Origin of the sequence: Salinibacterium sp. ZJ70, from assembly GCF_011751865.2 — a bacterium.
Lineage (GTDB): Bacteria > Actinomycetota > Actinomycetes > Actinomycetales > Microbacteriaceae > Homoserinibacter.
In genome coordinates this window covers 2,294,176-2,318,785 of sequence record NZ_CP061770.1, presented here as the reverse complement: position 1 = coordinate 2,318,785, position 24,610 = coordinate 2,294,176, and the positions used below count along the sequence as shown (strand labels likewise).

Genomic DNA, 24,610 nt, shown 5'->3' with positions numbered 1-24,610 from the left:
ATGACCTTCGCTACACCAGCAGGGCGCGCATTCCCTCGTCGAGAGCCGCGAGAGCGGCTTCCGCCTTCTCGTGGCGCTCGGCCGCCGTGCCCTCGTCACTGAAGGTGTCGAGGTAGCACTTGAGCTTCGGCTCGGTTCCCGACGGGCGCACGATCACGCGGCTGCCGTCGGTGAACCAGAATCGCAGGATCTCGCTTGCCGGGAACGGGCCGAACCCGTCGGCGAAGTCGTCGATGCGATCGACGCGCAGGCCTCCGACCTCGCTCGGCGGAGTCCGGCGCAGCTTCTCCATGAGCGCGGGGATGCGGGCGAGATCCGAGACGCGGATCGAGATCTGACCGGATGCGAACGCGCCGAAGCGGTCGGCGAAATCCTCGCGGTGCTGGTCGAACGAGATCCCCTGGGACGCGAGTTCCGAGAACAGCGCGACGACCTCCGCGGCCGCCGAGATGCCGTCCTTGTCGCGAACCTTCTCGGGGTCGACGAGGTAGCCGAGGGCCTCCTCGTAGCCGTAGACGAGTCCGCCGGCGCGCGAGATCCACTTGAATCCGGTGAGCGTCTCCGCGAAGTCGAAGCCGTGCTTTCGCGCGACGACGCCGAGCGCCGGCGAGCTCACGAGGGAGCACGCGAACGTGCCGTCGCTGATGCCCGCCGCTTCCAGGCGACGCACCGCGCGCCAGCCGAGAAGCCAGCCCACCTCGTTGCCGGAGAGACGGGCCCAGCCGCCGCGTCCGTCCGGAACACCCACCGCGACACGATCCGCGTCGGGATCGTTCGCGAGCACCAGGTCGGCGCCGTGCGCGGCGGCCGCTGCGAACGCGAGATCCATCGCGCCCGGCTCCTCCGGATTCGGGAAGTCGACCGTGGGGAACGCGGGATCCGGATCCTGCTGCTCGGCGACCGAGATGACGTTCGTCACGCCCGCGGCGTCGAAGACGGCTTTCGCGACACTCCAGCCGACGCCGTGCATGGCCGTGTAGACGACGGTGAGCGGCTGCGGCTCGACGATGAGCGCGGCTGTGCGTCGCACGTACTCGTCGACGATGGCCTCGTCGGCGTAGGTGATCTCGGTCGAGCGCGGGTAGTCCGTGATGGGACGCTCGGCGGCCGCGGCGATCGCCGCATGGATCTCGGCGTCGGCGGGCGCCACGATCTGCGAGCCGTGGTCGGGGCCGCCGAGATAGACCTTGTAGCCGTTGTCGGCGGCGGGGTTGTGGCTGGCCGTGACCATGACACCCGCGGTGGTGTCGAGGTGCCGCACAGCGAAGGCGAGAACCGGCGTCGGCAGCAGGCGGGGGAGCAGGATCGCACGCACGCCGGCGCCTGCCATGATCTCCGCGGTGTCGCGGGCGAAGATGTCGGAGTTGCGCCGGCCGTCGTACCCGATGACGATCGACGGTGATTCCTCGCGAGCGAGCAGATATGCGGCGAGACCCGCGGCGGCCTGGCTCACGAGCACCCGGTTCATGCGCAGGGGGCCGGCGCCGAGCTCGCCGCGGAGGCCTGCCGTGCCGAACGTGAGACGCCCCGCGAAGCGCGACGCGATCTCAGCGTGCGCATCCGGGTCGCCGGCGTCGGCTCGGGCCAGAAGCGCCTCGAGCTGGGCGCGCGTCACCTCATCCGGATCCTGCGCGGCCCAGGCGCGTGCGGCGTCGATCGGCTCGAGGGCCGCCATCAGAGCTCTCCCACCACACGGGCGAGGAGCTCGCTGATGCGCGATTCGGCGTCCTTGCCGGCCTGCAGCACCTCGGCGTGGCTGAGCGGCTCCGGCGAGATGCCCGCCGCGAGATTCGTGATGAGCGAGAACCCGAGGATCTCCATGCCCGCTTCGCGCGCGGCGATCGCCTCGAGCGCGGTCGACATGCCCACGATGTGACCGCCGATGGTCTTCGCCATCTGCACCTCGGCGGGTGTCTCGTAGTGCGGACCGCGGAACTGGCAGTACACGCCCTCGTCGAGGTCGGGCTGCACCGTGCGGGCGAGGTCGCGCAGACGCTGCGAGTACAGGTCGGTGAGGTCGATGAAGGTCGCACCTTCGAGCGGCGATGCCGCGGTGAGGTTGATGTGGTCGCTGATCAGCACGGGGGTGCCGGGGCTCCAGGTCTCCTTGATGCCGCCCGCGCCGTTGGTGAGGATCATCGTGGTCGCGCCGGCGGCAGCGGCGGTGCGCACCGAGTGCACGACGCGTCGCACGCCGTGGCCCTCATAGAAGTGGGTGCGGGCGCCGATCACGAGCGCGTGCTTGCCGTTGGGCAGCCTCACGCTGCGGAGCGTGCCCACGTGGCCCGAGAGCGCGGGCTTCGAGAACCCGATGATCTCGGTGGCGGGGATCGTCGCGACGGTCTCGCCGATGAGGTCCGCGGCTTTCGCCCATCCGGATCCGAGAGTCAGTGCGATGTCGTGCCGTTCGACGCCTGTCGCCTGTGCGATCTGCTCGGCGGCGGTCTTCGCGATGGCGAAAGGGTCCGCGCCCTCGACGTCGAGAGGATGCTGGGTCTGCATCCCCTCACTCTATGCGCGACAATTGAGCCATGCCCTACGAGTTCGAGCGCACCCAGAGAATCGCTGTCCTCGGAGGAGGGCCAGGTGGATACGAGGCCGCTCTCACCGGCGCCCAGCTGGGCGCCGACGTGACGCTCGTGGAGCGCGCCGGCGTCGGCGGCTCCGCGGTGCTCACGGATGTCGTGCCCTCGAAGTCGCTCATCGCGACCGCCGGTGCGGCGTCGGATGTGGGCCAGGCCGCCGACCTGGGCGTGCAGTTCTTCACGCGCGGCGAGAACGGGCGCGCGGTACGTCCCGAGGTGACCGTGAACCTGGGCGCTGTGAACCGCCGGCTCATGCTGCTTGCGCGGCAGCAGTCCGAGGACATGAAATCGCAGCTGGTGAAGGCGGGCGTGCGCATCGTCACGGGCGACGGCCGCCTCGACGGGCCGAACCGCCTCATCATGTCGACCGGCAAGGGCAAGAAGCGCGTCGACTTCGACGAGGTCACCGCCGACACCCTCGTCGTCGCGGTCGGCTCGAGCCCTCGCGTGCTCCCGAGCGCCAAGCCCGACGGCAAGCGCATCCTCACATGGACGCAGCTCTACGGCCTCGACGAGGTGCCCGAGCATCTCATCGTCGTCGGATCGGGTGTCACGGGAGCCGAGTTCGCGTCCGCCTACCGTGCCCTCGGCGCGCAGGTGACGCTCGTCTCGAGCCGCGACCAGGTTCTCCCCGGTGAGGACGCGGATGCGGCGCGCGTCATCGAGAACGTGTTCGTGCGCGGCGGTATGACGGTGCTGTCGAAGTCGCGCATGCAGTCGGTGGAACGCGCGGGCGACGGCGTCGTCGTCACGCTCGCCGACGGCCGCACGGTCGAGGGGTCGCACTGTCTGCTCGCCGTCGGCTCGCTGCCGAACACCGCGGGGCTCGGCCTCGAGGAGGCGGGCGTGCAGCTCACCGATTCGGGTCACATCCGCGTCAACCGCGTGGCGCGCACCTCGATGCCGATGGTCTACGGCGTGGGCGACTGCTCCGATTCGCTGCCGCTCGCCTCGGTCGCTTCGATGCAGGGACGCACGGCGGTCTATCACGCGATGGGCGACGCCGTCACGCCGATCGAGCAGCGGAACGTCACGAGCAACATCTTCACGCATCCGGAGGTCGCGACCGTCGGATGGAACCAGAAGCAGATCGAGGACGGCCTCGCGCAGGGCGAGATCTTCAAGCTGCCGCTCGCCTCGAACCCCCGGGCCAAGATGGAGAACATCAAGGACGGTTTCGTGAAGATCTTCGCGCGCACCGGATCCGGAACCGTCATCGGCGGTGTCGTTGTTGCGCCGAAGGCCTCTGACCTCATTCTGCCGATCGCCCTCGCGGTGGAGCACCGCCTCACGGTCGACCAGCTTGCGCGTGCGTTCTCGGTCTACCCGTCGCTCTCGGGCGCCGTCACCGACGCCGCGCGCGCGATGCACATCCTGCCCGGCACCGACGCCTGACCTGCGCGCCTCTGGTGCGTGCGCGCCTCCGAGGCGCCAGCGCGCCCTGAGGTGGCTACGCGCACTGAGGTGTCAGTTTGTGCCGCCTACGGTACGTCCCAGGCGGCACAAACTGACACCTCAGGGGCAGCGGGTCAGTCGGTGATGGTCAGGAGGCGGTGACCGGCGGAGACCGTGGTGCCGACGGACGCGTCGATCGCGCCGACCGAGCCGTCCTTGTGGGCGGCGATGGGCTGCTCCATCTTCATCGCCTCGAGCACGACCACGAGGTCGCCCTTGACGACCTTCTGGCCCTCCTCGACGGCGAGCTTGACGATCGTGGCCTGCATGGGCGCCTTCACGGCGTCGCCCGTCGCGGTCGCGACCGCGCGTCCGCCGCCGCGGCGACGCGGAGCCTGAGGTGCCGCCATGGATGCGCCGGGCAGGAGCGTGGTGGGCAGCGAGACGGCGACGCGCTTGCCCTCGACCTCGACGACGACGGAGTGACGCTTCTCGGCCGCTGCGGGCTCGGCGAGAACGCCACCCCACGGCTCGAGGTCGTTCTGGAACTCGGTCTCGATCCAGCGGGTGTAGACGCCGAACTCGCCGTTCTCAGCGGTGAACGCGGGGTCGCGCACGATCGCGCGGTGGAACGGGATGACGGTGGGGAGCCCAGCGACCTCGAACTCGTCGAGGGCGCGGCGGGCGCGCTCGAGCGCGTCCTGGCGCGACGATCCCGTGACGATGAGCTTCGCGAGCAGCGAGTCGAAGGCGCCCGAGATCTCGTCGCCCGTCGTCACACCCGAGTCGACGCGGACGCCTGGACCACCGGGGATGCGCAGCGACTGCACGGGGCCGGGGGTCGGCATGAAGTTGCGGCCCGGGTCTTCGCCGTTGATGCGGAACTCGATCGAGTGGCCGCGGGTCTCGGGGTCGGCGTAGTCGATGAGGCCGCCCTCGGCGATGCGGAACTGCTCGCGCACGAGGTCGATGCCGGTGACCTCCTCCGAGACCGGGTGCTCCACCTGGAGGCGCGTGTTGACCTCGAGGAACGAGACGGTGCCGTCGACGCCGATGAGGAACTCGCATGTTCCCGCGCCGACGTAGCCGACCTCCTTCAGGATCGCCTTCGACGACGAGTAGAGGAGCTCGCGCTGCTCGTCGCTGAGGAACGGCGCGGGCGCCTCCTCGACGAGCTTCTGGTGGCGGCGCTGCAGTGAGCAGTCGCGCGTCGAGATGACGACGACGTTTCCGGCGGCATCCGCGAGGCACTGGGTCTCGACGTGGCGCGGCTTGTCGAGGTACTTCTCGACGAAGCACTCGCCTCGGCCGAAAGCCGCGACGGCTTCGCGCGTGGCCGACTCGAAGAGCTCGGGCACCTCCTCGCGGGTGCGGGCGACCTTGAGGCCGCGTCCGCCGCCGCCGAAGGCGGCCTTGATCGCGACGGGGAGCCCGACCTCGTCCACGAACGCGAGCACCTCGTCGGCGTCGGCGACGGGGTTGAGGGTTCCGGGTGCGAGCGGGGCACCGACCTTCTCGGCGACGTGGCGCGCGGAGACCTTGTCGCCGAGGCGTTCGATCGCATCGGGGGAGGGGCCGATCCAGGTGATGCCGGCGTCGATGACGGCGCGAGCGAAGTCGGCGTTCTCGGCGAGGAAGCCGTAGCCGGGGTGGATCGCGTCGGCGCCGGAGCGGCGGGCGATCGAGAGGATCTTGTCGATCACGAGGTAGGTCTCGGCGCTCGTGGTGCCTTCGAGCGCGTACGCCTCGTCAGCGAGGACCACATGGCGGGCGCCGCGATCCTGGTCGGAGTAGACGGCGACGGAGCCGATTCCGGCGTCCTTCGCGGCCCGGATGACGCGTACGGCGATCTCTCCGCGGTTGGCGACCAGAACCTTCGTGATGCGAGCCATAGTGCTCAAGCCTAGGGGCGCACATATTCCCGACCGTTGGTAGGCGCACACAAAGGCACGCCGAATCGTTGGATGTGCTGCACAATCAGCCCGCCCATCCGCTCACATCCCGTGAGCGGATGCTCACCGCGGGGAGGTCAGCGGTTCCAGAGCGAGTGCCAGTCGACGCCGAGCGTGCGCACGAGGGTGCGCAGATACGGCACGGAGAGGCCGACGACGGTGTGCGGGTCGCCTTCGATGCGGTCGATGAATCCGGCGCCCTTGCTGTCGATCGTGAAGGCACCCGCGACCTGGAGCGGCTCGCCGGTGGCGATGTAGGCGTCGATCTCGTCGTCGTCGATGTCGGATGCGAAGTGCACGACCGCGGAGGTCGCTCCGCCGATCGCCGCGCCCACCTGGCCCCCGCGCGCGTCGATGAGCCAGTGCCCCGAATGCAGCACGCCGGAGCGCCCGCGCTGCGCACGCCATCGCTCGCGTGCCACCTCGGGCAGGTGCGGCTTGCCGTGCACGACGCCATCGACGACGAACGCCGAGTCGCCTCCGAGGATGAGTCCGTCGAGGTCGCCCCCGTCGACGAGCCGTTCGGCGACAGCCTCCGCTTTGGCGCGGGCCAGCAGGGTGACGAATTCATCGGGCTCAAGGGGGCCCGCGGCTGCCGCGACGGCATCCTCGTCGACGTGCGACGGCACGGGCACGGGCTCGATCCCCACCGCTCGGAGGGTCGCGAGGCGGGCGGGCGAGGTGGAGGCCAGGTACAAGCGCACAGCCACTCCTTCTATGCTCTTGAGGATGGGTGACATGCAGGGCCGTGAGGTCGAGATCGAGGCTACCAACATCGCACACGGAGGTTTCGGCGTCGCCCGACTCGATGGTCGCGTGATCTTCGTGGCCGATGCGATCCCCGGCGAGCGGGTGCGTGCGCGCATCTTCGACGACCGCAAGAAGAGCTTCTGGCGCGCCGACACGATCGAGGTGCTCGAGCCGAGCCCGCACCGTCGACCGCACCTCTGGGCCGAGGCGGATGTCTCGCGCGATCCCGGCATCCGTCCGGGCGGTGCCGACTTCGGCCACATCGATCCCGCGCACCAGCGCGCGCTCAAGGCGCATGTGGTGGCGGATTCGCTGGCGCGCATGGGTCGCATCGAGCGCGAGGTCGAGGTGGAGGCTGTCGACGGCCCCGCGGACGGCGGCGGGTGGCGCACGCGCGAGCGGCTGCACGTCGCGGAGGACGGCACGGTCGGCCCGTACGCGGCGCGCACGCACCGTGTGATCAAGGTGTCGGACCTGCCGCTCGGCACGCCGGAGCTGCGCCAGGTCGCGCCCATCGGCGAGAAGATGCAGGACCTTGCCGGGCAGAGCGTGGAGATCATCGCGCCGTCGGTGGGTGGCGCGCGCCTCATCATCGGCCAGCAGGCCCGCAGCGTGATCCGCGAGCGTGTGGGCGACCGCGAGTTCCTCGTCGATGACGGCGGCTTCTGGCAGGTGCATCGCGCTGCTCCGCAGACGCTCACGAGCGCCGTGCAGGAGGCGATCGATCCCGCGCTGTTCGACCCCAAGGCGGCGAACCTCGATCTGTACGGCGGCGTCGGACTGCTCGCCGCAGCTGTCGCCGACCGGTTCGGCCCGTCAACGCGCATCACCTTGGTGGAGTCGGATGAGCGCGCCACCGAGCATGCGCAGGAGAATCTCGCCGAATGGGTGGGCGCGCAGGCGCTCACGGCGCGCGTCGAGCGCTGGGTCACCGGCCTTGCGGATGTGTCGGCGCTCGAGCGTGCGCGCCTCGAGGCGGCCACGGTCGTGCTCGACCCGCCTCGGTCGGGTGCCGGCCGCGCGGTGCTCGAGGCGCTCGCCGCAGTGCGCCCCGCGCAGCTCGTCTACGTGGCGTGCGACCCGGTGGCGTTCGCGCGTGATGCGGGAATCCTCGCCGAACTCGGCTACGAGCTCACGGGGCTGCGCGCGTTCGACCTCTTCCCGAGCACCCACCACGTGGAGGCCGTCGGCGCCTTCACCCGCATCTGACGGGGTTCTCGGGGCTCCCCGCCGGCGGCCCGGGGGATACGATGAGCCGCGCGGACAGACTGAGGACAGGAGCCTGGATGACCACGGTGAATGACAGCGCGCCTGCGGCGCCCGACGCTCCCTCGGTGCGCGTCGCCGTCGTCGACGACCACGAGTCGGTGCGGGTGGGTCTGAAGGCCGCGTTCGTGGAGGCCGGCCACCAGTTCATGCTGGCCGCGCCGAATGTGGCGGACCTCATCTCGGGTCTCGCCGGCACCGAGGTGGATGTCGTCGTGCTCGATCTGTCGCTCGGCGACGGCTCGAGCGTCACCCGCAATGTCAAGAGCGTGCAGGCCATCGGGGCCCCCGTGCTCGTGCACTCGATCGCCGACCGCGTGGATCTGGTGCGTGAGGCGCTCGCGGCGGGAGCCGCGGGGGTCATCCCGAAGTCCGCGTCGATGAGCACGGTCGTGAAGGCCGCCACCACGGTTGCGCGCGGCGAGGTGCTCAACAATCTCGAGTGGGCGACGGCGATAGACGCCGACCGCGACTTCGCCAAGGCGGAGCTCGGGCGCCGTGAGCGCGAGATCCTGCACCTGTACGCATCAGGGCTCCCGCTCAAGCTCGCCGCCGAGCAGCTCGGCATCGGCTATTCGACCGCTCGCGAGTATCTCGACCGCATCCGGGCGAAGTACGTCGAGGTGGGGCGCCCCGCCCCGACGAAGGTCGACCTGCTGCGTCGTGCCGTGGAGGACGGTGTGCTGCCCGGCCTCGATCAGGATGTCGATGGCTGACGCCCCACCGACCATCCGGTCGGTGCCTCGCGGACGCCTCGTCCGCAATCCGCTCAGCATCGTGCGGGTCGACACGGCGATCGCGCGATCCGCCGCAGGCTTCGGCTTCGCGTTCATGCTGCAGTCGCTGCCGGCCATGTTCGCGCAGCTGCCCAACATGCGCGACGCGTGGTCGCTCGTGATCGTTCCGTCGCTCTTCGTGGCGCTCGTGCTCACGGCGGTCGCGTCGGCGATGCGCTACCGGGTGCGCGCGGCCCACATCACGTTCGCGCTCGTGTACCTCGTGGCGCTCGTGACATGGCCTTTCGCGGTGATCGACCCGGCGGCTGCGCCGAAGGAGAGCTACTGGCTCTACTACCTGCTGACGGTCGCGACGGCGATGGCCACGGTGGGGATGCGCGTGCGCGTCGCGACGGCGTACCTGATCCTCGTGCCGACGCTCTACGCGATCATCCGCGTGACGCCGTGGGGGGGCGGGGTGACGGTCGAGCAGGCGGCGCTCGACTCGGTGTACTCGATCATCCTCGGCGGGGCGATCACCGTGCTGACGGCGATCCTGCGTGGCGCGGCCTCGACGGTCGACCGTGCGCAGTCGACGGCGCTCGAACGCTACGGCCACGCGGTGCGCGAGCATGCGATGGAGGCGGAGCGCGTGCACGTCGACGCGATCGTGCACGACGGCGTGCTCACCACCCTGCTCTCTGCGGCGCGCGCCCAGACAGCGGAGGACAAGGAGATCGCGGCGCGGATGGCGGGTGATGCGATCGGCTACCTGCGTGATGCGGTCGCCGACGAGCCGTCGAGCGACGAGGACATCTCGGTCGCGGTCCTCGCGACGCGCATCGCGGATGCGGCATCGGCGATGTCGTCGACGGTGCGCACGGACGCGCGTGAGGCACGAGATGCCGAGGTGCCGTTCGCGGTCGCCGATGCGCTCTACTCGGCGGCCGTGCAGGCGCTCGTCAACAGCCTGCAGCACGCGGGCGACGACGTGCGGCGCTGGGTGCGCGTGGGCGCGCGCGACGGGGTCGTCATGGTCGAGGTGGGCGACAACGGCGTCGGCTTCGATCTGCACGCGGTGCCGACGGGGCGGCTCGGCGTGCGGGTGTCGATCCTGGAGCGCGTCACGAGCGTCGGCGGCTGTGTCGACATCACCACGTCTCCTGGCGGCGGCACCGTGGTCACGCTCCACTGGTCGGAGGAGGCGCCGTGAAGATCATCGTGCCTCGCGCCCTCGTCGTCGCGCTCGCCGCTCTGTTCTCGGCGTACCACCTGCTGCTGGCCGCATACTCGCTGCAGTTCGACTATGTCGACGACGTCGTGCCGGTCCTCATGGGGATGCTGCTGTACGCGGTCGGCACGGCCGTGGTGCTGTGGCCGAGTCGAGAGCACCGGATGCCGGTCTGGATGGCGTCGTTCGCCCTCGGTGTCGCGGTGGCGCTGCCCCCGCTCATCACGACGCTCCTCGACGCCGACCGGCCTGGCGGCAACGGCTATGCCACCTGGTACGTGGCCGCCGTCGGCACGCTCATGACGATCATCGCGGTGCGCCTGCGGCCCGGCTATGCGTGGGCAGGCATCATCTTCCTCGTTGTGCAGACCCTGTTCTGGGCGGGCCCCGGCGCGCTCGCGACGATCGGCGTCATCGGCTCGGCGTCCTGGGTCGCCGTGGCGCACATCCTCACCAACACGCTCGCGAAGGCTGCGCGCGATTCGGAGAGGTTCGCTCGGGCCGAGCGGGAGGCCGCCGAATGGCAGGCGGCGCAGGAGGCGCACCTCATCGAGCGTCAGGTGAGGCTCGCGCAGACGAGCGCGATGGCGATGTCGATGCTGCGCACCATCCGCGCGTCGAACGGCGATCTCACGCCCGAGCAGCGTGCCGAGTGCGTGCACCTGGAGGCGGCGATCCGCGACGAGATCCGCGGCCGGCGCCTGCTCGACGACGAGGTGCGCGAGCAGGTGATGCGCGCGCGCCGACGGGGCATCGTCGTGACGCTTCTCGACGAGGGTGGGATCGATGATCTCTCAGCGCGGGAGCGGCAGCGTGTGCTCGGGCGTCTCGCGCTCGCACTGCGCACGACGACGGCAGACCGGGTCATCGCACGCACGGTGCCGGAGGGTTCGGACGTCGCGGTGACGGTGGTGGGACTCCGCACCGCCGATGATGAGGCGGCGGCGCTTCTCGGAGGCGAGCGCGACGACGAGGTCGAGCTGTGGCTGGAGATCCCGCGCACGAGCTCCGACTGAACCGGCCGGCCCGTTCGCGGCTCGTTCCCCAGCACCGAGGCGTCTGGAAAGAAGGCGAGGGGCCGGATGAACATCCGGCCCCTCGCAAGATCCGAGTCAGGGCGACAACCCGAATATCGCCCTGACTCGCCCCCACATCAACGGCCTGCTTACCCATGCGACCGATGATGCTGTGTAACTCAGTGAGAGGTACACCTGCTGTATCAAGTATGTGCGGATGCCCACCCCTGTCCTAGTCGTCATTTCGGAGGACAGATGGGGTACAAATCTACGCATTTCGCACGATCGGGCTCGAAATAATGCTCAGATCAGGGGTGCAGCGGACTTTTCGCGCCGTTTGGGTGCGCCGATGCCCTGAATCTCGACGGGATCCGTCGGAGAACATCTGCCGCGGCAGGTTCTCAGCTACCCCAGGTGGTCCACGCGCCGCGCTCAAGTGGGGTGCGCAGCGGTCGTCGGCCGCGTTCCCACGATGAGGGCGCGGTCTGCTCGACGCGGTGCACGCCCGCGAGCTCGTCGAGCGCCGCCTGCATGACGGCCGTCACCGCCGCGAGTTCCTCGGGGCTCGGGTTGCCGGCCGTCACGCGGATCGCGGAGGCGGCGTCGGGCGTCTCGGTCACAGGGGGATGTTCCCGTGCTTCTTGGGCGGGAGTGCCGCGCGCTTCGTACGCAGCGCCCGCAGCGCCTTGATGATCACGAGTCGCGTCGCGGCAGGCTCGATGATGCCGTCCAGCTCTCCGCGCTCGGCGGCGAGGAACGGGGAAGCCACGTTGTAGGTGTACTCGTTCGCGAGGCGGGTGCGCACGGCACCCACGTCCTCGCCAGCGGCTTCCGCGGCCTTGAGCTCGTTGCGGTACAGGATGTTGACCGCGCCCTGGCCTCCCATGACCGCGATCTCGGCGGTCGGCCAGGCGTAGTTGAGGTCGGCGCCCAGCTGCTTGGAGCCCATGACGATGTAGGCGCCGCCGTAGGCCTTGCGGGTGATGACGGTCACGAGCGGCACGGTCGCCTCGGCGTACGCGTAGAGCAGCTTCGCGCCGCGACGGATGACGCCCGTCCACTCCTGGTCGGTGCCGGGCAGGTAGCCGGGCACGTCGACGAGGGTGATGATCGGGATCGAGAACGCGTCGCAGAAGCGCACGAACCGCGCGGCCTTCTCGCCCGCCTCGATGTTGAGGGTGCCCGCCATGGCGTTCGGCTGGTTGGCGATGATGCCGACGGAGCGGCCCTCGATGCGCGCGAAGCCGATGACGATGTTGGGTGCGAACAGCGGCTGCACCTCGAGGAAGTCGCCGTGGTCGACGACGTTCTCGATGATGTCGAGCACATCGTAGGGCTGGTTGGCGGAGTCCGGGATGATCGTGTTGAGACGGCGGTCGGAGTCGGTGATCTCGAGCTGCGCATCCGACTCGTACACCGGCAGCTCCGCCTGGTTGTTGTCGGGCAGGTAGCTCACGAGCGAGCGCGCGTAGTCGAGCGCGTCGTCCTCGTCGGTCGCAAGGTAGTGCGAGACGCCGCTCGTCTTGTTGTGCGTGAGCGCGCCGCCGAGCTCCTCGAAGCCCACGTCCTCGCCCGTGACGGTCTTGATGACGTCGGGGCCGGTGACGAACATGTGCGACTTCTTGTCGACCATGATCACGAAGTCGGTGAGCGCAGGCGAGTACACGGCGCCTCCGGCCGCGGGGCCCATGATGATCGAGATCTGCGGGATGACACCGGATGCCGCGGTGTTGAGCCGGAAGATCTCGCCGTACTTGCCGAGGGCGACGACGCCCTCCTGGATGCGCGCACCGCCCGAGTCGAGCATGCCGATGATGGGCACACCGGTCTTGAGGGCGAGCTCCATGATCTTGATGATCTTCTCGCCGGCGACCTCGCCGAGAGATCCGCCGAAGATCGTGAAGTCCTGTGCGTACACGGCGACCTGGCGTCCGTGGATGGTGCCGGTTCCGGTGACGACCGCGTCGCCGTAGGGGCGGTTCTTCTCCATGCCGAACGCGTGGGTGCGGTGGCGCACGAACTCGTCGAGTTCGACGAAGGAGCCGACGTCCAGCAGCTGCTCGATGCGCTCGCGGGCGGTCTTCTTGCCCTTGGCGTGCTGCTTCTCGATGGCCGTCTCGCCGCTCGCGGTCACAGCCTCGTGGTAGCGCACCTTGAGATCGGCGAGCTTCCCGGCGGTGGTGGAGAGGTCAGGGGTGAGGGTCGCGTCGGTCACGGCGTTCAGCCTATCCGTCGACCTCATGCGCTGGGTGTTGTGGACGGGCGACAACACCTTTCCCGTACGGTTGGCGGTTGCGTCGCGGTCGGATGCCGCGCACGGCGCGGATGATGCCCCACGCGGTGACCCGCGCCATCGCCTCCACGACCACGGCGCCCGTCATCTTCGAGGTCCCTGCGCGACGCTCGACGAACGTGATCGGGTGCTCGCGGATCGCCCACCCGGCGTCGGCGGTGCGGATCGTGAGGTCGATCTGGAAGCAGTAGCCGCGTGAGTCGACGACATGGTGGGCGATCTCGTCGAGCACGGCCGCGCGGTACACCCGATAGCCGGCGGTGATGTCGCGCACGGGAAGACGCAGCATGAACCGCGCGTAGGCGTTCGCGGCTTTGCTGAGCCGGCGTCGGTATGCGGGCCAGTCGACGAGCTGACCTCCCGGCACCCACCGGGAGCCGATCACGAGTCCCACCCCCGGCTCGCTGAGGAGCGTGAGCATGCGGGGCAGCTCGGAGGCGGGGTGGGAGCCGTCGGCGTCGAACTCGACGATGGTGTCGTAGCCGCGCGCCAGAGCCCACGCGAAGCCGGCGAGGTAGGCGCGGCCGAGGCCGTCTTTCGCGCTGCGGTGCAGCACGTGCACGCGGGCATCGGATGCGGCGATCCGGTCGGCGATGTCGCCGGTTCCGTCCGGGCTCGCGTCATCGACGATGAGGATGTCGGCGTGCGGGGCATGCGCGATGAGCGCCGCAACCGTGTCGGCGATGTTGTCGGCCTCGTCGTAGGTGGGTGTCACCACGAGGACGCGCCCGGATGGGGAGGCTCCCGCGGACAGCATGCTGGACATCTTAGGCTGGCGTGCATGAGCTTCGACCGGTGTCGGGAGGTGGTTCCCGTCCTCCACGAGCTGGCATCGTCCAGCTCGACCAACGGCGAGCTGTCGGCCCGCGCCGACCGCGAGGGGCTCAGCGACTTCACCGTCCTGCTCACGCGCTATCAGAGTGCGGGGCGCGGCCGCCATGGCCGCGCGTGGACGGCTCCCCCGGGGGCGAGCGTCGCCCTCTCAGTTCTGCTGCGTCCGCGGCTCCCCGACGGCTCACCCCCTGACGCGAGCGCGCTCGGCTGGATTCCGGTGCTCGCGGGAGTCGCGATGGTCGAGGCCGTCTCGGGTGCACTGCCCGATCGCGAGGTGGGCTTCAAATGGCCGAACGACGTGATGGTCGATGGGCGCAAGGTCTGCGGCATCCTCGCTGAGCTGCTGCCGTCGGGCGCGGACATCGTGGTCGGTTCGGGCCTCAACACGCGGATGACGTCAGAGGAGCTGCCTGTGCCCACGGCGACGTCGCTCGTCATCGAGGGAGCCGAGGTCGACAGCGACCTCGAGGACATGGTGTTCGCGGCGTACCTCGAGGGCCTGCGCGTGCGCCTGGGGCGTTTCCTCGCGGCGGGCGGCGACGCGGATGCGTCGGGTCTGCGCGCGCAGGCGCGTGCACGATGCCTCACGCTCGGCCGCCCGGTGCGCATCGAGCTTCCCGGCGACGTGCAGCTCTTCGGCACCGCCACCGATCTGGACGTCGACGGTCGACTCATGGTCGCGTGCGACGACGGCGTCACCCGGTCTGTCGCGGCTGGCGATGTGACGCACGTGCGATAGGAAGAGTGCATGCTGCACGCCGACGCTCCTGACACGGCTCCGGGCACCCGTTCGGTGCAGCCGGAGAGCGTCGTCGCGCGCCTGCGCTCCCACGGGCGAGCGATCTTCTTCCCGTGCGTGGTGCTCGTCGCGGATGCCGCGGCGGTCGGCTACTTCGCGGGGCGCATGCCGGAGGCCTGGCAGAACTGGCTCGTGCTCGTCGGGGCGCTGCTGATCGCGGTGCTGCTCTTCCTCGTCCCGGTGGTCGCGTGGCTCGGCCGCAACTACACGATCACGACGCGACGGATCGTGCTCCGCGGGGGCCTGCTGGTGCGCACCCGCCAGGAGCTGCTCCACTCGCGCGGCTACGACGTGACAGTGCGCACCAACGCCCTGCAGGCGCTCTTCGGCTCAGGCGACGTCCTCATCAACACCGGTCTCGAGCGCCCGGTCGTGCTGCGGGATGTTCCGGGTGCGAAGCTCGTGCAGTCGACGCTCCATGACCTCATGGAGCACTCGGTCACATCGATGGGCTCACGTCGCCAGCAGGAGCAGTCGCGCCCGCACGACGAGACGACGTATCTGGGCGGCCGCTGACCACGCCGTCGGCGCCGCCGCGCTCGTGCGCATCCGGGAAGACCGGCACCGGCTCCCCGCGCCTCGGGGCGAACACCCACATCCGGTAGAGCGTGAAGCGGAACGCGGTGCCGAGTGCGAGGCCCACGACGTTCGACGCGATGTTGTCGGCGAGCACGCTCGTGAAGCCGAGCACGTAGTGCGAGAACCAGAGGCAGAGCACGCCGATGGCCATGCCTCCGAGACTCACCGTCACGAACTCGGCGAACTCGCGCCACGGCTGGCGGCCGCGCTGCGCACGGAACGTCCAGCAGCGGTTGCCGATCCAGTTCGCGACGATCGCGACGCCGGTCGAGCAGACCTTCGCGAGGAGCGGACCCTCGGCGATCAGCTCGGGGCTGAAGATCGTGAGGCGCAGCAGGTTGAACAGCGCGATGTCGATCACAAGACCCACGAGCCCCACGACGCCGAAGCGCGTGAACTGGGCGAAGAGTGCGCGCATCCGTCCTGCCTCGCCCGCTCGGGCATCTAGGGTCGTAGAGGCGGCAGTCTAACGGCCGTGATCGAAGCCAGGATGAGAGGACGCACATGCGTGTCGGTGTGATCGGCGGCGGACAGCTCGCCCGGATGATGGTGCCGCCTGCTGTGGCGCTGGGGCTCGACATCCGCGTGCTCGCCGAGGTCGGGTCGAGCTCGGCCGCGATCGCCGCGACCGCGGTGGGCGACTACCGCGACGAGGCGACGGTGCTCGCCTTCGCGCGCGACGTCGACGTCATCACCTTCGATCACGAGCACGTGCCGCAGTCCGTGCTCGACGCGCTCGTCGCCTCCGGCGTCGCGGTGCACCCCGGCCCGCATGCGCTCGCCGTCGCACAGGACAAGATCCTCATGCGCGCGCGCCTCGGCGAGATCGGTGCACCCGTGCCCGACTGGGACCGCGTGCACGGCACAGCCGATGTGCGCCGCTTCCTCGACCGTCACGACGGCGTCGCGGTCGCGAAGACTCCGCGCGGCGGCTACGACGGCAAGGGTGTGCGCGTCATCCGCGATGCTCACGCGGTCGACGACTGGTTCGAGACGGCGGGCGAAGATGGCCTGCTCGTCGAGGAGTTCGTGCCGTTCCGCCGCGAGCTGTCGCAGATGGTCGCGCGACGCCCCTCCGGTCAGACCGTCGCATGGCCGCTCGTCGAGACGGTGCAGAAGGACGGCGTGTGCGCCGAGGTGTTCGCGCCCGCTCCGGGCAGCGAGGCGCTCGCCGAGGAGGCGCGTGCGCTCGCTGAGCACATCGCCACCGAACTCGATGTCACGGGCGTGCTTGCAGTCGAGCTGTTCGAGACCGAGGACGGCGGGCTTCTCATCAACGAGCTGGCGATGCGCCCCCACAACACCGGCCACTGGACGATCGACGGCGCCGTCACGAGCCAGTTCGAGCAGCACCTGCGCGCCGCCCTCGACCTGCCCCTCGGCGACCCGAGCCCGATCGCCCCGGTGAGTGTCATGATCAACGTGCTCGGCGGTCCGGCGGGGGAGCGGATGGCCGACCGCTACGCGGAGGCCATGACGGCGCACCCCGACGCGAAGCTGCACTCGTACGACAAGGACTCGCGTCCCGGCCGCAAGGTCGGGCATGTGACGCTCGTCGGCTCCGACTTCGAGGACGTCGTCGCTCGTGCGCGCGCCGCGGCGGCCTTCTTCCAGGACTGACACGTAACATGTCCGGGTGCCAGATGTGAAGCCGCTCGTCGGCGTCGTCATGGGATCAGACTCGGACTGGTCGGTCATGCAGGACGCCGCATCCGCCCTCGCCGAATTCGGCATCCCCCACGAGGTCGAGGTGGTCTCCGCCCACCGCACCCCCCGCAAGATGGTCGACTACGCCACGGATGCGGCCGCGCGCGGCCTGCGCGTGATCATCGCGGGCGCGGGCGGTGCCGCGCACCTGCCCGGCATGCTCGCCTCCCTCACCACTCTGCCTGTCGTCGGCGTGCCCGTGCCGCTGGCGAAGCTCGACGGCCTCGATTCGCTGCTCTCGATCGTGCAGATGCCCGCGGGCATCCCGGTCGCGACGGTCTCCATCGGCGGCGCCCGCAACGCGGGGCTGCTCGCCGCGCGGATCCTCGCCTCGGGCGACCCCGAGCTGACGGCGCGTCTCGCCGACTACGCCGAATCCCTCGAGGCTCTCGTCGCCGAGAAGAACGCCGCGCTGCAAGCGAAGCTCTGACCATGACGAGCGTCCTGCGCGATCCGGATCGCTCCGACACGGCGTTCATGACGAAGCGAGCCTGGTGGCTCGTGGGCCTCAACGTGCTCGTGCCGGGGTCGGCTCAGGTGCTCGCCGGCGATCGGCGACTCGGCCGCTTCGGTCTCGCGGTGACTCTCACCGTGTGGGCCCTGCTCGCAGCGGTTCTGATCACGAGCCTCATTGCTGGCGACTGGCTGCTCTCGATCGCGACCAACACGATCCTGCTGGGTGTCGTCGTCGTCGGGCTCGCGTTCCTCGCGGTGGTGTGGCTCGTGCTGACGATCGACACCATCCGACTGGTGCGCTTCGTGCGCGTCCAGCCGAACATCCGCCCGCTCGTGGCGGGACTCGCGATCGCCTCGCTCGTGCTGACGACGGGTGGGGCCGCGTACGGCGCTGTCACGGTGACCGCTGGCATCGGCCTGCTCGACACGGTGTTCGCCGAGCGTCCCTCTGAACCGCCGATCGACGGCCGCTACAACATCCTGCTGCTCGGCGGAGATGCGGGCCCCGACCGCGAGGGCCTTCGCCCCGACTCGATCACCGTCGCGAGCGTCGACGCCGAGACGGGCCAGCTGACCCTCATCGGGCTGCCGCGCAACCTCCACGACGTGCAGTTCTCGGACGACTCGCCCCTGTGGGACAAGTTCCCGAACGGCTACTCGTGCGGGTCGGACTGCCAGCTCAACTACCTCTACACCTACGCACAGGTGCGTCACCCCGAGCTCTACCCGAACGCGAAGGACACGAACTCGACTCCGGGTATCGAAGCGGTGCGCGACGCTGTGGAAGGCTCGCTCGGCATCCCGATCCAGTACTACGTGCTCATCGACATGCAGGGCTTCGCCGAGCTCATCGACGCCCTCGGCGGCATCGACATCACGGTCACCGAGCGTGTGCCATACGGCGCGAACGAAGACGAGAAGGGCAGGCACAAGGAGCCGGACGGCTGGATCGAACCCGGCGAGTACCGCATGGATGGTGCGACCGCTCTGCTCTACGCCCGCACACGCTACGCGACGAGCGACTACACGCGGATGGAGCGCCAGCGGCAGGTGCAGCAGGCGATCCTCGATCAGGCGGATCCCGCCACTGTGCTGACCAACTTCGTGGCGCTCGCGAACGCCGGGTCGAACATCGCCCGCACCGACATCCCCAAGCAGATGCTCGGCTACTTCGTGCAGCTCGCCGGGAAGTCGAAGGAGCACCCCATGGTCACCTTCGACCTCACGCCGCCCGCGGTCGATCCCGAGAATCCTGATTTCGACGCCGTGCGGGTGACGATCCGCGAGCTGCTCTGGCCGCCCGTGACCGAGACGCCCGCGCCGTAGCGACGGCGTCCGGCAGGTTCGGACGCGGCCGGGCGTTCGGCGTCAGAGGTCGGCGTGCAGCTGCCAGACCTTCGCGGCCGAGTCGCGCCAGCTGAACGCACGCGCTCGATCGCCGGACGCGATGCTCAGCTGCTCGGTCGTCGGGTCGTCGAGAGACCTGATCGCCTCCGCGAGGCGTGACGCGAACCCCTCACCCTCGAGCGGCACGATGAGCGCCGCGTCTGCGGTGATCTCCTCCAGAACGGGAAGGTCGGTGTGGATGACGGGCAGTCCGAATCCGAGTGCCTCGATGACCGCGAGCCCGAGCCCGGCGGCGATGCTCGGCTGCACATAGGCGTGGGCGTGGTGGTAGACGACGCCGAGATCGGTGTCGTGGAGGTTGCCGAGGAGCCGGACGTCCGCTGTCGGCGTGCGCTCGACGTGCTCGCGCAGCTCCGGGGGCACAGCTCCTGCGATGACGAGAGGCATGCCGGCGACGCCAGCGGCATCGACGAGTGAGGCGAGGTCGTTGCGTGCAGGGTCGCCCGCGATGGTGAGCACGTAGCGATCGGGCAGGTCGAGCTTCTGACGACGAGCCTCTGCATCGTCGCCGGGGATGAGCGACGGGCTCGGCGCCCCCGGGATGACGCGGATGCGATCGCCGATCGCGATGTGCCCGGCGAGAGCATCCGCGACGGAGTGGCTCGGCACGACGACGGCATCAGCGTGGCGTTCCGCGCGTCGTGCCATGGCTCGGATCCACGCTCCGCGGCGGGCAGGGACGAGCTCCGGATGTGTCCACGCGATGGCGTCATGGATCGTCACGGCGACTTGGTCGCTGGGGCGGTGGACGCGGTCGTGTGGACCCAGCGGCGCGAGCAGCGAGGTGGCGTGCATCATTCCGGCGCCCGCCGATCGACCGAATCCCGCCCGCCAGAGCGCTTCGAGCTCGCGCTGGGCGAGAACGCTCTTCTCCAGGCGCGCGAGCCCTGGGAGCTTCGACTCGATCCGGTCGTACGCGGCCTGAGGCGAGGAGGGCACGACGCCGATGACGACGGCGCCGTCAGGGGCGGTCGCGATCAGCCCGCGCGCGAGCTCACCCGCGTAGCGCGACGCCCCGCCGGCGGGGGAGTCCGCCAGCGCGTCGAGCGTCACGCGCAGTGTCGTCACTCGATGTCCAGAGCTCCCGAGGCATATGCGGCCTGCAGGGCGTCGCGCCAGTGGCGCGGAGCAGTGAGGCCCGCACGGTTCCAGGCGCTGTGGCCCAGCACCGAATATGACGGACGCGGAGCGGGGCGCACGAAGGCGCTGCTGTCGGTCGGCAGCACCCGCTCAGGGTCGAGGCCCGCCACCTCGAAGACGGCGCGAGCGAAGTCGAACCAGCTCGCCTGCCCTCCGTTGGTGCCGTGGTAGCTCCCGGCCGGGGCGTCGGCGTCGAGCAGCGAGACGATCGCGGACGCGAGGTCACCCGTCCACGTGGGCTGACCCACCTGATCCGTCACGACGCTCACGGTGTCGCGGTTCGCAGCGAGCTTCAGCATCGTGTGGGCGAAGTTGCCGCCGTTCTCGCCGTACAGCCACGCCGTGCGCACGATGTGCGCTCCCGGGTGCGCGGCGCGCACGAGGCGCTCGCCAGCCGCCTTGGTGCGTCCGTAGGCGCCGAGCGGGTCGAGCAGCGCGTCCTCGTCGTACGGCGTCGTCGCGTTGCCGCGGAACACGTAGTCCGTCGAGACCTGCACCATGCGGGCCCCTGCCGCCGCCGCGGCTTTCGCCAGGTTCTCGGCGCCCGTCGCATTGATCGCGTACGCGGCGTCCTCATCCGACTCGGCTGCATCGACCGCGGTGTACGCGGCGGCGTTGATCACGACATCGGCTCCCGCGACCGCCTCCGACACGGCGTGCGCGTCGGTGATGTCGAGATCGGTGCGTGTGAGGGCCACGACGTCGCGGCCGTCGAGGGCGCGACGCAGATCGTGGCCGAGCATGCCGCCCGCGCCTGCGATCAGGTAGCGTGTCACGCCTGCCCCGCTGCGCGGTACTTCGCCTCGGTCTCGTCCTTCTGCGGCGCCCACCACGCTTCGTTGTCGCGGTACCAGGCGATGGTCGACGCGAGGCCGGCCTCGAAGTCGGCGTAGCGCGGCTGCCAGCCGAGCTCCGTGCGCAGCTTCGTGGAGTCGATGGCGTAACGCAGGTCGTGGCCAGGGCGGTCGGTCACGAGGTCGTACGCGTCGGAGGGCCGACCGAGCTCGGTGAGAATCAGCTCCACGACCTCCTTGTTGTTCTTCTCCCCGTCGGCGCCGATGAGGTACGTCTCGCCGATCACGCCCTTCTCGAGGATCGTGAGCACGGCCGAGGAGTGGTCGTCCGCGTGGATCCAGTCGCGCACGTTCTCGCCCGTTCCGTAGAGCTTGGGACGCTCGCCGCGCAGCACATTCGTGATCTGACGCGGGATGAACTTCTCGACGTGCTGGTAGGGCCCGTAGTTGTTCGAGCAGTTCGAGATCGTGGCCTTCACGCCGAACGAACGCACCCACGCGCGCACGAGGAGGTCGCTGCCGGCCTTCGTCGACGAGTAGGGGCTCGAGGGGTTGTAGGGCGTCGACTCGGTGAAGCGCTCCGGGTCATCGAGCTCGAGGTCGCCGTAGACCTCGTCGGTCGAGATGTGGTGCAGGCGGATGTCGTGCTTGCGTGCTGCCTCGAGGAGCGTGTACGTGCCGACGATGTTGGTGTGCAGGAACGGGCTCGGGTCGTTCAGCGAGTTGTCGTTGTGGCTCTCGGCCGCGTAGTGCACGACGGCGTCATGCTCGCCGAAGAGGCGGTCGACGAGCTCGGCATCGGCGATGTCGCCCTTCACGAACGTGAAGCGGTCCTCGGGCAGGCCCTCGAGCGAGGCGAGGTTGCCGGCGTAGGTGAGCTTGTCGAGCACGGTCACCGTGTGGCCGGTGTGCTCGATGAGGTGGTGCACGAAGTTCGAGCCGATGAAACCGGCGCCGCCGGTGACGAGGATTCGCATGATGTCAGCAATTCTAGGACGCCGAGGCTCCCGATGATCTGTGGGCACTCGGTCGTCGGTCGAACCGACGGGCTGGGGTCGACGTCGTCGTGGTCAGTTCGACGCGCGGCGAGCTCGCCGAATCGCGAGCGCTCCCCGCATCCGCAACCCGAGCGACAGGGACGCCCGGATGGGCCACAGAAGCGGCCCCGGATACTTCTTCGACAGGAATCGTCGAGCGCTGTCGTGATGCGCGATGATCATGCGCTCCGAAGCGCGGCCGGTGGAATGGCCGCCCTCGTGCGTGACCGCCGCCGCAGGCTCGTACACGTTCCTGTAACCCGCTCGACCGATCCGCGCGCCCAGATCGACGTCTTCGAAGTACATGAAATAGCCTTCGTCGAATCCGCCGATCTCGTCGAACACCCGTCGTCGGACCAGGACGCAGGCGCCTGAGAGCCAGCCGGCGTCGCGGAGTGCGGGCGTCTCGGTGCTGTCCTTGCGGTAGGCGCGCGTCCACGGATTGCCCGCCCAGACCGGCCCGATCAGCGCGTGGCCGACTCCGGTGCGCAGCGACGGCACAGCTCGAGCGGACGGGTAGGCGGTGCCGTCGGGGTTGCGCACGAGCGGCCCGACGGACCCCGCATCCGGATGCGCCGCGCCGTATGCGACGAGCGCGGCGATGGAGCCTGCGTCGAGGGCGACATCGGGGTTCACGATCAGCACCCACTCGACGCTCGCCGGGAGCATCGCGACTCCGGCGTTCATGGCACCGCCATAGCCGGGGTTCTCCGGAAGGGGCACATACGTCGCGCCGAAGCGGCGGGCGATGCCCTCGGAGTCGCCCTCCGACGGCAGATTGTCGACGACGACCACCACAGCGTCAGCGCCGCCTGCTGCCGCAGGAATGCTGGCAAGCAGCCCGGGCAGCACGTCGTCCGATCCGTAGCTCACCGTCACCACTCCCAGGCGGGGAGGCGTGGTTGTCGTCTCGTCGGTCATGGCCCGCCCATCGTACTCGTGCGCGCTGGACGCCTGCTCCGACGCGATCGCGAGGGCGGGTAGCATCCGAGGCATGGTTCTGAGCGACTCCCCGCGCATCTCCGTGGTGATGTGCACCTACCAGGGAGCCGAGTTCGTGGCCGAGCAGGTTGCGTCGATCCTCAGCCAGACCGTGCCTCCTCACGAGCTCGTGGTGGGCGATGATGCGTCGCGCGACGCGACGCTCTCGATCGTCCGCGAGCTCGTCGACGAGCACCACCGCTCCGGGGGAGCGCCGCTCGAACTCCGCATCCTGACGCGGGACCCGGCCGAGCATCCGGAGCCGTTCGGCGTCGCCGGCAACTTCGCGCGGGCGCTCGCCGCCGCAACGGGGGACGTGATCGTGCTCTCCGACCAGGACGACCGCTGGGTTTCCGAGCGCATCGCCGTGAGCCTCGCGGCGCTCGCCGCGCACCCCGACGCGGGGCTCATGCATGCGGACGCCCGCCTGGTGGACGCCGCGGGCGAACCGCTCGGAGTGACGCTCTTCGAGGCGCTGGGGGTGCGGGAGAGCGAGCTCGCCGAGATCGATGCGGGCCGCGGCTTCGATGCGCTGCTGCGCCGCAACCTCGTGACGGGCGCGACCGCCGCCGTGACACGAGAACTGGTGCGGGCGGCGCTCCCGATCCCCGACGGCTGGATCCATGACGAGTGGATGGCGGTCGTCGCCGGTGCGCTCGGGCGCACAGTCGTCGTCCGGGAGAGCGTCGTCGACTATCGACAGCACGGGCGCAATCAGATCGGGGCGCGCAAGCTCGACTGGTCGACGCGCGTCGCCCGTCTTCGAGAGCCCCGCACGCAGCGGAATGAGAGGCTCGTCCGGCGTGCTCGATCCCTCGTCACGCGCGTCGAGGAGTTCGGTGACCGGATCCCTGCAGAGCACCTGGCCTCCGCGCGCGAGAAGCTCTCACACGAGCTGGCTCGCGAGCGCCTGCCGGCGGTCCGGCTTGCTCGAGTGGTGCCCGTGCTGCGGGAGTGGCGCACTGGGCGCTATCGCGAGTTCGGGCTCGGCGCGCAAGACGTGCTGCGCGACCTGGTCCAGCCTGTCTGAAGTGCCACTCAGCGGGCCGTCGGTATGCTGTGCGGGTGGAAATTCGGCCTCTCGGCATCGCTGGCGCATATGAGCTGACCCCTCGACAGTGGGAGGACGACCGCGGTGTCTTCCTCGAGTGGTACCGGGGTGATCTCCTCGACGAGCAGTTCGGCGTGGGCATCGGGTTGCGTCAGGCGAACACTTCCGTCTCGAAGCGCGGGGTGCTGCGCGGCGTGCACTACGCCGACGTCCCGCCCGGACAGGCGAAGCACGTCACCGCGACGCGTGGTGCTGCTCTCGACATCATCGTCGACATCCGCGTCGGCTCGCCGACCTTCGGACGCGTGGAGTCTGTACTGCTCGACACCGTCGACCGCCGTGCGGTGTACCTCGCCGAGGGACTCGGCCACGCGTTCATCGCCCTCGAGGACGACACGACGGTGAGCTACCTCGTCTCGAGCACGTTCAGCCCGGGGCGCGAGCACGGCATCTCCCCGCTCGACCCTGCCCTCGGTCTCGAGCTGCCGATCGACCTCGCCGAGGTCATCGTCTCCGAGAAGGACCGCCAGGCCCCGACACTTGCCGAGGCGCTCGCCGCCGGTGCACTCCCCCTCTGGGAGGACGTACGCACGTACGCCGGCAGGGAATGGAGAGACTGAC

23 protein-coding genes and 1 pseudogene are annotated in these 24,610 nt (G+C 69.8%); 12 read left to right on the top strand and 12 right to left on the bottom strand.

All coding sequences use genetic code 11. The features are described from left to right. Positions 1-10: 10 nt before the first annotated feature. Together HCR12_RS10970 and HCR12_RS10965 are read right to left on the bottom strand one after the other, a co-directional pair. The gene (locus HCR12_RS10970; RefSeq protein WP_166866349.1) at positions 11-1,675 is read right to left on the bottom strand and encodes a phospho-sugar mutase; all 1,665 of its coding nucleotides are present in this window, start codon (positions 1,673-1,675) and stop codon (positions 11-13) included. Continuing rightward, the gene (locus tag HCR12_RS10965; RefSeq protein ID WP_166866347.1) at positions 1,675-2,502 is read right to left on the bottom strand and encodes a purine-nucleoside phosphorylase; all 828 of its coding nucleotides are present in this window, start codon (positions 2,500-2,502) and stop codon (positions 1,675-1,677) included. The genes HCR12_RS10970 and HCR12_RS10965 overlap by 1 nt, the downstream gene beginning before the upstream one ends. Before the next feature lie 29 nt (positions 2,503-2,531). On the opposite strand from HCR12_RS10965, the gene HCR12_RS10960 reads away from it, so the two are divergent. Then, positions 2,532-3,980 carry an NAD(P)H-quinone dehydrogenase gene (locus HCR12_RS10960; RefSeq protein ID WP_166866345.1) on the top strand — a complete coding sequence of 483 codons (1,449 nt, stop codon included), beginning with the start codon at positions 2,532-2,534 and terminating at the stop codon, positions 3,978-3,980. A 134-nt stretch (positions 3,981-4,114) separates the two neighbouring features. Here HCR12_RS10960 and HCR12_RS10955 read toward each other — a convergent pair whose 3' ends face one another. Together HCR12_RS10955 and HCR12_RS10950 are read right to left on the bottom strand one after the other, a co-directional pair. Continuing rightward, positions 4,115-5,872, bottom strand: a complete 1,758-nt coding sequence (locus tag HCR12_RS10955; protein ID WP_166866342.1) for an acetyl/propionyl/methylcrotonyl-CoA carboxylase subunit alpha — start codon at positions 5,870-5,872, stop codon at positions 4,115-4,117. A gap of 137 nt (positions 5,873-6,009) precedes the next feature. Continuing rightward, the gene (locus tag HCR12_RS10950; RefSeq protein ID WP_166866340.1) at positions 6,010-6,642 is read right to left on the bottom strand and encodes a Maf family protein; all 633 of its coding nucleotides are present in this window, start codon (positions 6,640-6,642) and stop codon (positions 6,010-6,012) included. Positions 6,643-6,661: 19 nt separating this feature from the next. On the opposite strand from HCR12_RS10950, the gene HCR12_RS10945 reads away from it, so the two are divergent. The 4 genes from HCR12_RS10945 to HCR12_RS10930 all read left to right on the top strand — a co-directional run bounded on the left by HCR12_RS10945 (position 6,662) and on the right by HCR12_RS10930 (position 10,911). Then, positions 6,662-7,891, top strand: a complete 1,230-nt coding sequence (locus tag HCR12_RS10945; protein ID WP_166866338.1) for a class I SAM-dependent RNA methyltransferase — start codon at positions 6,662-6,664, stop codon at positions 7,889-7,891. 77 nt (positions 7,892-7,968) lie between these two features. Beyond that, a complete protein-coding gene (locus HCR12_RS10940) occupies positions 7,969-8,664 on the top strand; it encodes a response regulator transcription factor (protein WP_166866336.1) in 696 nt (231 codons plus the stop codon). Beyond that, a complete protein-coding gene (locus HCR12_RS10935) occupies positions 8,657-9,877 on the top strand; it encodes a sensor histidine kinase (RefSeq protein ID WP_166866334.1) in 1,221 nt (406 codons plus the stop codon). The genes HCR12_RS10940 and HCR12_RS10935 overlap by 8 nt, the downstream gene beginning before the upstream one ends. Further along, entirely contained in the window at positions 9,874-10,911 is a 1,038-nt protein-coding gene (locus HCR12_RS10930; RefSeq protein WP_166866332.1) for a hypothetical protein, read from the top strand. The genes HCR12_RS10935 and HCR12_RS10930 overlap by 4 nt, the downstream gene beginning before the upstream one ends. Before the next feature lie 401 nt (positions 10,912-11,312). Here the strand turns inward: HCR12_RS10930 and HCR12_RS10925 are convergent, their stop codons facing one another. The 3 genes from HCR12_RS10925 to HCR12_RS10915 are packed head-to-tail and all read right to left on the bottom strand — an operon-like array spanning position 11,313 to position 13,961. Next, on the bottom strand, positions 11,313-11,531 hold the full coding sequence (locus HCR12_RS10925) for an acyl-CoA carboxylase subunit epsilon (protein ID WP_166866330.1): 219 nt from the start codon (positions 11,529-11,531) through the stop codon (positions 11,313-11,315). Then, the gene (locus tag HCR12_RS10920) at positions 11,528-13,153 is read right to left on the bottom strand and encodes an acyl-CoA carboxylase subunit beta (RefSeq protein WP_166866328.1); all 1,626 of its coding nucleotides are present in this window, start codon (positions 13,151-13,153) and stop codon (positions 11,528-11,530) included. Before HCR12_RS10920 ends, HCR12_RS10925 begins: the two co-directional genes overlap by 4 nt. Continuing rightward, on the bottom strand, positions 13,137-13,961 hold the full coding sequence (locus HCR12_RS10915) for a polyprenol monophosphomannose synthase (protein WP_224763424.1): 825 nt from the start codon (positions 13,959-13,961) through the stop codon (positions 13,137-13,139). Before HCR12_RS10915 ends, HCR12_RS10920 begins: the two co-directional genes overlap by 17 nt. Positions 13,962-13,985: 24 nt before the next feature. Here HCR12_RS10915 and HCR12_RS10910 point away from each other — a divergent pair, with 24 nt between their 5' ends. Continuing rightward, positions 13,986-14,777 carry a biotin--[acetyl-CoA-carboxylase] ligase gene (locus tag HCR12_RS10910; RefSeq protein WP_166866323.1) on the top strand — a complete coding sequence of 264 codons (792 nt, stop codon included), beginning with the start codon at positions 13,986-13,988 and terminating at the stop codon, positions 14,775-14,777. 9 nt (positions 14,778-14,786) lie between these two features. Further along, positions 14,787-15,353: a PH domain-containing protein gene (locus tag HCR12_RS10905; RefSeq protein WP_166866321.1), complete on the top strand. Its 567-nt coding sequence runs from the start codon at positions 14,787-14,789 to the stop codon at positions 15,351-15,353. On the opposite strand, the gene HCR12_RS10900 is transcribed toward HCR12_RS10905, so the two are convergent. Continuing rightward, on the bottom strand, positions 15,277-15,834 hold the full coding sequence (locus tag HCR12_RS10900; protein WP_166866319.1) for a GtrA family protein: 558 nt from the start codon (positions 15,832-15,834) through the stop codon (positions 15,277-15,279). The two genes, HCR12_RS10905 and HCR12_RS10900, sit on opposite strands and share 77 nt — an antisense overlap. Before the next feature lie 47 nt (positions 15,835-15,881). Between HCR12_RS10900 and HCR12_RS10895 the strand changes: the two are divergent. The 3 genes and pseudogenes from HCR12_RS10895 to HCR12_RS10885 form a co-directional block, all read left to right on the top strand. Continuing rightward, positions 15,882-17,036 (top strand): annotated as a pseudogene (locus tag HCR12_RS10895) (5-(carboxyamino)imidazole ribonucleotide synthase); the annotation flags it as partial. 49 nt (positions 17,037-17,085) lie between these two features. Next, positions 17,086-17,553 carry a 5-(carboxyamino)imidazole ribonucleotide mutase gene (gene purE / locus HCR12_RS10890; protein ID WP_166867386.1) on the top strand — a complete coding sequence of 156 codons (468 nt, stop codon included), beginning with the start codon at positions 17,086-17,088 and terminating at the stop codon, positions 17,551-17,553. A 2-nt stretch (positions 17,554-17,555) separates the two neighbouring features. After that, positions 17,556-18,905 carry an LCP family glycopolymer transferase gene (locus HCR12_RS10885; protein ID WP_224763423.1) on the top strand — a complete coding sequence of 450 codons (1,350 nt, stop codon included), beginning with the start codon at positions 17,556-17,558 and terminating at the stop codon, positions 18,903-18,905. Positions 18,906-18,947: 42 nt separating this feature from the next. Here HCR12_RS10885 and HCR12_RS10880 read toward each other — a convergent pair whose 3' ends face one another. From HCR12_RS10880 to HCR12_RS10865, 4 genes are all read right to left on the bottom strand, one after another. Beyond that, a complete protein-coding gene (locus tag HCR12_RS10880) occupies positions 18,948-20,054 on the bottom strand; it encodes a glycosyltransferase family 4 protein (RefSeq protein WP_166866315.1) in 1,107 nt (368 codons plus the stop codon). After that, entirely contained in the window at positions 20,051-20,902 is an 852-nt protein-coding gene (gene rfbD / locus HCR12_RS10875; protein WP_166866313.1) for a dTDP-4-dehydrorhamnose reductase, read from the bottom strand. Before rfbD ends, HCR12_RS10880 begins: the two co-directional genes overlap by 4 nt. Beyond that, positions 20,899-21,900, bottom strand: a complete 1,002-nt coding sequence (gene rfbB / locus HCR12_RS10870; RefSeq protein WP_166867380.1) for a dTDP-glucose 4,6-dehydratase — start codon at positions 21,898-21,900, stop codon at positions 20,899-20,901. Before rfbB ends, rfbD begins: the two co-directional genes overlap by 4 nt. A gap of 90 nt (positions 21,901-21,990) precedes the next feature. After that, positions 21,991-22,878, bottom strand: coding sequence for a glycosyltransferase family 2 protein (locus tag HCR12_RS10865; protein WP_191412334.1), 888 nt, complete (start codon positions 22,876-22,878; stop codon positions 21,991-21,993). A gap of 73 nt (positions 22,879-22,951) precedes the next feature. On the opposite strand from HCR12_RS10865, the gene HCR12_RS10860 reads away from it, so the two are divergent. Together HCR12_RS10860 and HCR12_RS10855 are read left to right on the top strand one after the other, a co-directional pair. Continuing rightward, on the top strand, positions 22,952-23,968 hold the full coding sequence (locus HCR12_RS10860; RefSeq protein ID WP_166866311.1) for a glycosyltransferase family 2 protein: 1,017 nt from the start codon (positions 22,952-22,954) through the stop codon (positions 23,966-23,968). Positions 23,969-24,003: 35 nt separating this feature from the next. Then, complete coding sequence (locus HCR12_RS10855) at positions 24,004-24,609, top strand: dTDP-4-dehydrorhamnose 3,5-epimerase family protein (protein WP_166866309.1); 606 nt, start codon at positions 24,004-24,006, stop codon at positions 24,607-24,609. The last annotated feature ends 1 nt before the right edge of the window (position 24,610 follow it).